Annotated in this window: 9 protein-coding genes; all 9 read left to right on the forward strand. The window is 54.0% G+C overall.

Annotation, left to right across the window (positions count from 1 at the left end):
- On the forward strand, positions 1–627 hold a 627-nt coding region (locus AC128V_RS06055), incomplete at its 5' end, for an L-threonylcarbamoyladenylate synthase (RefSeq protein WP_482763780.1).
- Positions 628–1,746: an MraY family glycosyltransferase gene (locus tag AC128V_RS06060; RefSeq protein ID WP_482763781.1), complete on the forward strand. Its 1,119-nt coding sequence runs from the start codon at positions 628–630 to the stop codon at positions 1,744–1,746.
- The gene (locus AC128V_RS06065; RefSeq protein WP_482763782.1) at positions 1,736–2,146 is read left to right on the forward strand and encodes a Cg1360 family ATP-synthase-associated protein; all 411 of its coding nucleotides are present in this window, start codon (positions 1,736–1,738) and stop codon (positions 2,144–2,146) included. Before AC128V_RS06060 ends, AC128V_RS06065 begins: the two co-directional genes overlap by 11 nt.
- A gap of 101 nt (positions 2,147–2,247) precedes the next feature.
- Positions 2,248–3,075, forward strand: a complete 828-nt coding sequence (atpB, locus tag AC128V_RS06070) for a F0F1 ATP synthase subunit A (protein ID WP_482763783.1) — start codon at positions 2,248–2,250, stop codon at positions 3,073–3,075.
- 24 nt (positions 3,076–3,099) lie between these two features.
- Positions 3,100–3,330 carry an ATP synthase F0 subunit C gene (gene atpE / locus AC128V_RS06075; protein ID WP_173493798.1) on the forward strand — a complete coding sequence of 77 codons (231 nt, stop codon included), beginning with the start codon at positions 3,100–3,102 and terminating at the stop codon, positions 3,328–3,330.
- 14 nt (positions 3,331–3,344) lie between these two features.
- The gene (locus AC128V_RS06080; protein WP_482763784.1) at positions 3,345–3,893 is read left to right on the forward strand and encodes a F0F1 ATP synthase subunit B; all 549 of its coding nucleotides are present in this window, start codon (positions 3,345–3,347) and stop codon (positions 3,891–3,893) included.
- A 6-nt stretch (positions 3,894–3,899) separates the two neighbouring features.
- Positions 3,900–4,691, forward strand: coding sequence for an ATP synthase F1 subunit delta (gene atpH / locus AC128V_RS06085; RefSeq protein ID WP_482763785.1), 792 nt, complete (start codon positions 3,900–3,902; stop codon positions 4,689–4,691).
- Between the two features lie 21 nt (positions 4,692–4,712).
- The gene (gene atpA / locus AC128V_RS06090; protein WP_482763786.1) at positions 4,713–6,350 is read left to right on the forward strand and encodes a F0F1 ATP synthase subunit alpha; all 1,638 of its coding nucleotides are present in this window, start codon (positions 4,713–4,715) and stop codon (positions 6,348–6,350) included.
- Positions 6,351–6,372: 22 nt separating this feature from the next.
- The coding region (locus AC128V_RS06095) for a F0F1 ATP synthase subunit gamma (protein ID WP_482763787.1) at positions 6,373–6,527 on the forward strand (155 nt) is incomplete at its 3' end.

Genomic DNA, 6,527 nt, shown 5'->3' on the forward strand with positions numbered 1-6,527 from the left:
TTGCTCACTGGATTCCGCCAGGCCAAAGTAGGCCTAGGACGCGGCGAAGTTGTGGTTATCCCGACCGATACCGTGTATGGCGTGGCCGTCGATGCCTTCAACGCCAAAGCTGTTGAAGCGCTTTTGAACCTCAAGGGCCGTGAGCGCACCTCTCCACCTCCGGTTCTGATTCCAAAAGTCGAAACCATGTTGGCGCTAGCCCAAGATCTACCGCCGGTCGCAAACCAGCTGGCTGCAGCTTTTTGGCCAGGAGCATTGACCATGGTGCTGCAGGCACAGAGCACCCTGGAGTGGGATTTGGGGGAGACTCGGGGCACAGTCGCGCTTAGGGTTCCCGATCACAAGATCACCTTGGCACTTTTGGAAGACTGCGGTCCGCTAGCGGTTTCGAGCGCAAACCTCACCGGCCAACCGGCAGCGGTAAATGCTCAACAGGCAGTTGACTACTTCGGTGACAAAGTTTCTACCTACCTCGATGCTGGAGCGAGCCCCAAGGGTGAAGCTTCGACCATTTTGGATCTTTCACAGGTGAGCGCAGGTGAGCCAATTCGAGTGCTTCGCCTAGGTGCACTATCCCTGGAGCGGATCCGCAGCGTCATCGGAGATATCGAGCTCAAGGTCAACTAAATGAGGGCCTATTTCCTAGTCGCGCTGCTAACAGCTTTGGTCACATATCTAGCGACCTGGGGAGTTCGATGGACGGCAAAGAGATTCAATATCCACCCCGCTATTCGCGAGCGTGATGTGCACAAAGCCCCAACCCCGAGAATTGGTGGCATTGCCATGTTTCTTGGCCTTGGCGCTGGAATCTTCGCCTCTGCCAGCTTTGGTTGGTTTGACTCGATCTTCGTAAACCCCGGACCAGTATGGGCAGTGCTGGCAGCATCCGCGGTAATCATGGTGGTTGGGCTTTTAGATGACCTGGTGGATTTGGACTGGACCGCCAAAATGGGTGGTCAAATGGGTGCCGCGTGGATTTTGGCGTCCTCGGGTATTCAAATAGTGTCCCTGCCAATCGGTGGACTAACGGTGGGAAGCTTTGCAGTTTCCTTTGGAGTCACCGTTTTCTTGATCGTATTGATTATGAACGCCGTCAATTTCATTGACGGTCTGGATGGCTTAGCTGCGGGCGTGGTCGGCATTGGTACCTTGGCGTTCTTTGTCTACACCTACCTGCTTGCGCAGCAAACCTCTCCGACCAACTACTTCTCGATCGCCGGTCTCTTGGCGGCCTTGGTGTTGGGTATGGTTGCGGGGTTCCTGCCGCACAACTGGCGTCCAGCCAAGATCTTTATGGGCGACTCAGGAGCAATGCTCTTGGGATTGTTGATGGCGGTTGGTGCAATTACTGTTACCGGTTCGATTGACCCAGCCACCGTTACCAGGAACGACTTGCTTCCAGCCTTGATTCCTCTGGCCTTGCCGGTCTTGATTCTGGTGATTCCACTTTTGGATCTTGCTCTGGCGGTAGTTAGACGCTTGGGTCGCGGGCAATCCCCATTTGCAGCCGACCGCGAGCACCTGCACCATCAGCTGCAGGATGTTGGCCACAGTCACCAGGGTGCCGTGATGGTCTTTTATCACTGGACTGCACTGGTTTCCATCTCGCTCTTGCTGTTCTTCTGGCTGGACTGGCCACAGGTCATGGTTATCTTTGGTTTTTGGTTGATTTTGGCCCTGGTTCACACCTACTGGCCAGTATTCAAAAGACGCAATAAGTTCAGAAAGGCACTCCGTGGCAAGTAGTTCAACCCAGGTCTTTGGTAAGGCCCTGAAACTCAGTGCGCTGTTGGTGGTATCGGTAGCGGTTATCTGCTCGATTGTTGGGTTTCTGGTAGTTGGGATTGACGGTCTTTGGACCGCACTGATTGGTGCGGCAATTGCGCTGGTTTTCACCTCGCTAACGGTCTTGAGCGTGCTTTTCGGAGCACGGTTGCCCCTTGGTGGTTTCTATGGCCTGGTGCTGGGCGGTTGGCTTCTCAAGATCGTGCTTTTTGCTGTCCTTTTGGCAGCGCTTCAGCGAATGGACTTTATTCACGGACCGACCCTGTTTTTCGCCATTGTGTTGAGCGTTTTGGGCAGCCTAGGCATTGATTCTTGGGTGGTGCTTCGCTCCCGCATTCCAACTATTGATTCGCGGGATTAGTTTTTTGGATTTAGGGGTTTAGAAGAGGAATTCCTCCTATAAACTTTGGAAGAATTCCTTAGACCACCCGCGGGGTTTACTACGCCGCCCAAGCCAGGAGTATGAAGCTGTTTAGTGCACTGACTCTGTTTGCGGCCGAAGAGGGCGGATTCCACCCACCTTCGATCATGGAGTTCTACCCGGAGATCGTTGCCTTTGAGGGCACGGTTTTTGCAATTAACCGAATCATGATGATTCGTTTGATCGTGCTTGCAGTGTTGCTAGTTCTGTTCTATCTCTTCACCCGTTCATTCAACAAGGCAGTTCGAACCGGAAACGTGGTTCCTGGTCGCTTCCAGCTGCTTGGAGAAATGGCGTTGAACTTTGTTCGAAAGAACATTGCGCACGACCAGCTCGGTGAGAAGGATGGCGATCGCTTCCTGCCGCTACTAACCACCATCTTCTTCATGGTTCTGGGCATGAACATCACCGGAATCATTCCGTTTGCAAACATCGCGGGTAGCTCGGTGGTTGGACTGCCACTGGTTTTGGCAGCTGTGGCCTACGTAACTTTCATCTACGCGGGTGTTCGCAAGCATGGCGCGAAGTTCTTCTCAAACGCACTGTTCCCAGCAGGCGTTCCAAAGCCTTTCTACGTTCTGGTAACTCCAATTGAGCTGCTTTCGACCTTTATTCTTCGCCCAGTGACCCTGGCCCTTCGTCTATTGATGAACATGATCGCCGGTCACCTGCTTTTGGTTTTGTGTTTCTCTGCGACGCAGTTCTTCTTCTTCGAAGCCGATGGTTTGTTCAAGCTCTTTGGAGCAGGTACTCTCGTCTTCGGATTTGCCTTCACAATCTTCGAGATTTTGGTTGCGGTTTTGCAGGCATACGTATTTACACTTCTGACCACTGTCTACATTCAGTTGGCATTGGCAGACGAACACTAAATAAACCCCACGGAAGGAAATCAAGTGGACGCAGTTAACATCGCCGAACTATCCGGCAACATCGCAGTGGTTGGTTACGGCCTAGCCGCAATCGGTCCAGGAATCGGTGTAGGTCTTGTTGTTTCTAAGACCATCGAGTCCATCGCACGTCAACCAGAGCTAGCAGGCAAGCTACAGGTCACCATGTGGCTAGGTATCGCCTTCACCGAGGCGCTTGCGCTTATCGGTCTAGCTACCCCATTCATCTTCGTCTAAGCAAAAGGTAAACGATGATTTCAAGGATTCTTGCCGCCGCAGCGGAGGAGGGTGCAGAAGCACCTAACCCGTTGATTCCGGCTTGGTATGACATCACCTGGTCATCGGTTGTCTTTGTTGTTCTGCTGACCTTCTTCTGGTTCAAGGTTCTGCCTGGATTCAAGAAGATGCTCGATGAGCGCGCTAAGGCAATCGAAGGACGCTTGGCCGAGGCCGAGGCTGCCCAGCGATCTGCCGAAGAGCGCACTGCTTTCATCGAGGCCGAGCAGGCCAAGTTGCGCAGTGAGTCATCTTCTATCCGCGAGGAGGCACGCTCTGAAGGAGCCGCCATCCTGGCAGAGATGAAGGCTCAGGCGGCAGCCGAGGCAGAACGCCTACAGCAGACAGTCAAGAACTCTCTCGAGGCAGAGCGTGAGGTCGCCCAGCGCGTCCTTCGTGCCGAGATCGGTGAGCTTGCGATTGAACTTGCTTCTCGAATCGTCGGGCAGAAGCTCCAGGAAGACGCCGTCGCTAACAAGGTTGTCGACGACTTCATCTCTGAGCTTGAGGGTAAGAGGGCGTAACAACAAGTGGCATCCAGTACCAGAGCAGCCAAACTAGCGGCCGAGCAAGCGCTCGGATCGCTATCTGGCCTGAGCCTTCAAACCGCAGCAGAATTGTTTGCGGTTGCCAATGCCTTGCAGCAGAGCGCGCAGTTGCGCTCGTTACTGACGGATCCTTCCGCCGCAGTAGCAGGCAAGGAGAAGGTGATTAGGTCAGTGTTTGGCGGCAAACTCTCGGATGCTTCCCTCAACCTAACCATCACGCTTGCAAAGCTACGCTGGTCTGCCACTCGCGACATCGCGAAGGTTGCAGAGCAGCTTGCGGTGCGAGTGGTTGCCGGAGTTAGCAGCGACGCTCACGCCCTACAGGCTGAGCTGTTCTCGCTAGAGCAGGTAATCGCCCAGGACAACGAGTTGGAGCTAGCACTTAGCTCTAACCGTGCATCGGGTGAGCAGAAGCAAGCACTTGTGAAGTCGCTTATTTCTGGGAAGCTTTCGGCAGCTGCCGAGCTTCTAGCTCTGCAGGCAGTTCTTAGCCACAGCGTAAAGAGATATGCAGCCGTGCTTGAGAACTACGGCAGCTGCCTAGCCCAGGTAGCGGGGGAGTCAGTTGCTCTGATAACCGTCGCTAAGCCACTCAGCGATGACCAGCTACAGAGGTTGGGCAACGCCCTAACCGCAAGTTTCGGCCGCAAACTTCAGCTAAATGTTGAGGTTTCGGAAGATGTAATAGGTGGCGTTCACGTCGCCGTGAACGGTGAGGTCATTGACGCCACCCTTCTCACCAAACTCAACCACGCACGTTTGCAACTGAACTAACCAAAAGAAGCAGAGGAACCAATGTCAGAGCTCAAGATCAACCCGAATGAAATTCGGGATGCCCTGAAGGACTTCGTTTCGTCCTTTGAGCCGCAGGGAACCGACAAGCAAGAGGTCGGCTACGTCATCGACGCTGGCGACGGTATTGCTCACATCGAAGGACTGCCAAGTGCAATGGCCAATGAGCTATTGCGCTTCTCGGACGGCACCTTGGGTCTAGCCCTAAACCTCGACGAGCGCGAGATCGGTGTTGTAGTTCTAGGTGAATTCACCGGTATCGAAGCTGGTATGGAGGTCTACCGCACCGGTGAGGTGCTCTCTGTTCCAATTGGAGACGCTTACCTTGGCCGCGTGGTAAACCCACTGGGTGCACCTATCGATGGTCTAGGCGAGATCAAGAGCGAGGGTCTTCGAGCTCTTGAGCTTCAGGCTCCTGGCGTTATGGACCGTAAGAGCGTTCACGAGCCACTACAGACCGGTATCAAGGCAATCGACGCCATGATCCCAGTTGGTCGCGGACAGCGTCAGCTAATCATTGGTGACCGCCAGACCGGTAAGACTGCAATTGCGGTTGACGCAATCATCAACCAGCGCGACAACTGGCTATCGGGAGATGTAAACAAGCAGGTTCGCTGCATCTACGTTGCTATCGGCCAGAAGGGTTCCACCATTGCTGGTGTGAAGGCAGCCTTGGAAGAGGCTGGCGCAATGCAGTACACCACCATCGTGGCTTCTCCTGCATCTGACCCAGCTGGTTTCAAGTACCTAGCTCCTTACACCGGTAGCGCAATTGGTCAGCACTGGATGTACGGCGGCAAGCACGTTCTAATTATTTTTGATGACCTATCGAAGCAGGCCGAGGCCTACCGCGCGGTATCGCTACTACTACGCCGCCCACCAGGCCGCGAAGCTTACCCAGGTGACGTCTTCTACTTGCACTCCCGCCTACTAGAGCGTTGTGCCAAGTTGTCAGACGCCATGGGTGCCGGTTCGATGACTGGACTTCCAATCATCGAAACCAAGGCAAACGACGTTTCTGCATACATTCCAACCAACGTGATCTCGATCACCGACGGTCAGATTTTCTTGCAGTCAGACCTCTTCAACGCCAACCAGCGTCCAGCTATCGACGTGGGTATCTCCGTATCCCGTGTTGGTGGTGCGGCACAGCTAAAGGGCATCAAGAAGGTTTCCGGAACTCTGAAGCTAGAGCTAGCTCAGTACCGCTCGCTAGAGGCATTCGCTATGTTCGCATCTGACCTAGATGCAGCTAGCCGTAAGCAGCTTGCACGTGGTGCACGATTGACCGAGCTTCTAAAGCAGCCTCAGTTCTCGCCATACCCAGTTGAGGACCAGACCGTTTCGATCTGGGCCGGTACCACTGGCAAGCTAGATGAGGTTCCAGTTCAGGACATCCTGCGCTTTGAGCGCGAGTTCTTGGACTACCTAAAGCGCAACACTTCGGCACTGACTGTGATTCGTGAGACCGAGAAGCTAGAAGACGACACTGTCAACGAGCTTGAGAAGGCAATCGAGCACTTCAAGAAGATGTTCCAGCTTCACACCGGTGAGCCACTAGTCAAGGCCGGTAAAGAAGAAGTCAAGGCTCTAGCTGACGAGCAGGTCGGCCAAGAGAAGATTGTTATTCAGAAGCGATAAGGAATAGGTAAGGGTTTAGGTTATGGGTGCGCAACTTCGGGTCTACAGGCAGAAGATTAAGTCTGCCAAGACGACCAAGAAGATTACCCGTGCAATGGAGCTGATCTCGGCATCGAGAATTCAGAAAGCCCAGCAGCGGGTCGCTGCCTCTACCCCCTACACCCGTGCCGTAACCCG

The organism is Aquiluna sp., from assembly GCF_965064355.1.